1 protein-coding gene is annotated in these 2,088 nt (G+C 43.1%); it reads left to right on the top strand.

Annotated features, from left to right (window positions below; genetic code table 11):
* The coding region (locus tag IQR33_RS14220) for an ATP-binding protein (RefSeq protein ID WP_228013900.1) at positions 1 to 1,662 on the top strand (1,662 nt) is incomplete at its 5' end.
* Positions 1,663 to 2,088: the final 426 nt, after the last annotated feature.

The following is a 2,088-nucleotide window of genomic DNA, read 5'->3' as shown; positions in this document are numbered from 1 at the left end:
GAAGTTGCATCAAGAAAAGCAGCTGAGCAGCTGTTGGAACAGAAAAGCTTAGAGTTATATGAATCCAACCAGCAACTCAGTGTTGCATTGAAAAAGCTAGAGCTGAAATCTAAAAAGGATCTTCGTAAGTTTGAGTTTGAAGAGCAAATTGATGCGACGTTGATTAAGTTCGGTCGTACTTTTTTATCGAGCACGTTCGATGAAGCAATGATAGCGAGCTTTATTGAGCAGCTCACTTCTAACTCGATCATTTCTGCGGCTTACTTGTTTCTTGACGCTACAAAGCTGAGCTCATTACGTCGTCATCACTTTGGTCACTTACAGCTTCGTCATAACAACGAGATTTTCACCACTCCTAATTGGCAGGGAGAGAATTTGCATTTGCCAGTTATCATTGATGGGGAAACGGTTGGGGAGTTGATTTTCTCTGTGTTGCAAGATCAAATCGATCAGTCTTTTATTTCCAAACAGATGGAGCTCGTGTCTGACTTAGTTCATGGTGTTATTGGTCGACACTTAAGTTTAGAGCGAGAGGTCGAGCTGAGAAAGCGGGCTGAGGAATCAGAAAAAGCGACGAAGGAGTTTGTCGCCATGATTAACCATGAGCTGCGAACTCCTCTCAATGGCGTATTGGGTAGTGCGGAGTTATTGAGTCGAACCCAATTAGAAGAAGAGCAGCGTCAATACTTGAGCAATTTGACTCAATCAGGGGACTTATTGAGAGTTATCATTAATGATCTTCTTGATTTCAGTAAGATGAATGCCGGTATGATGGAAATCATACATAAAGTTTTTGCCTGGGAGGAGCTTGAAAAAGCCATCATGGGTGTATTTGCCGCTAAGGCTGCGGAAAAACGTATCCATTTCTCTATCGACAAAAAGCTGGGGATCCCGGAATTTTTAGTCGGTGACTTAGAGCGCATTACACAAATTTTGGTTAACTTGGTGGGAAACGCGATTAAGTTTACTCACTTGGGTGGTGTCGTGTTACGTGTGGAATGGCTTAACGGCACGGCTTATTTTGAGGTTGAAGACACTGGTATTGGCATCCCAATAAAAGCACAGCCGTCACTATTTGATCCATTTGTCCAAGTTGATCGCTCGGCGAAACGCAGCTTTGAAGGTTCAGGTTTAGGTCTCGCGATTTGTAAAAATCTCGTGGATTTGATGCAAGGTCAAATTAGCTTTGAGAGTGAAGAGCGCAAAGGGACAACTTTTAAAGTTGCTATTCCTCTTGAGGAAGGGCAAGCACAAGGCACAGCAGAGGGGGAATTGGTCACCATAGAGCGAAGCGATTTAGCAGGACGCTCAATATTAGTGGTTGATGACATCAGAATGAATCAAGTCATTGTTACTCAAATGCTGAAAAAACTCGACATTACACCTGATTTAAAAGCCAACGGCAAAGAAGCATTAGAAGCGGTGAAAAGTAAAGACTACGAACTGATATTCATGGACTGCCGAATGCCTGAAATGGATGGTTATGAGGCGACGATGTATCTGAGAGAGCGTGGCTTTACTCATCCTATTATTGCATTAACCGCTGGCACTACCATCGAAGAGCGTCAAAAGTGTATTGATTCAGGCATGGACGACATCCTCACTAAGCCGTACACCGCAACCGATATTGAACAGATTATGTGTAAGTGGCTTGAGCAGTAGACGCTTCCTTTTAAAAAAGAATTTTTGTTGGCCAACGGCTAAAAGCTAAAGTACATGCAAATAAAATACACAGAAAAACGCACCACACTGGATAATGCCGATCATTTAACGATGTTTTTTGGGTCATTCTAGCGAGCCTTGGCGAGACTAAGAATCTAGTAGCAGCACGATGAGCGGGTAATGAAACAAATTTGACCACAAAGTGCTTGAATAGAAGAACCTGTATCACGCTCCTTCGTCGCTGTGCAGGGTGATGAGATACAGAAATATGCCACTCGCTGTTAAACGAGCGGCATTATCCGTTCTAGAGGCGTTTTAGATTGTTTTCGTCACTAGCATTAAGCGACGTTGTCCGCGGTTGAAATCTACGATTGCAGCGCTGGCAAAATCTTTGAAAGCTTATCCAACGTTTCTTGATACTCAGAG

The sequence above is a fragment of the Vibrio sp. OPT46 genome (genome assembly GCF_015163535.1).
Lineage (GTDB): Bacteria > Pseudomonadota > Gammaproteobacteria > Enterobacterales > Vibrionaceae > Vibrio > Vibrio alginolyticus.
This window is presented reverse-complemented; position numbering and strand designations above follow the sequence as displayed.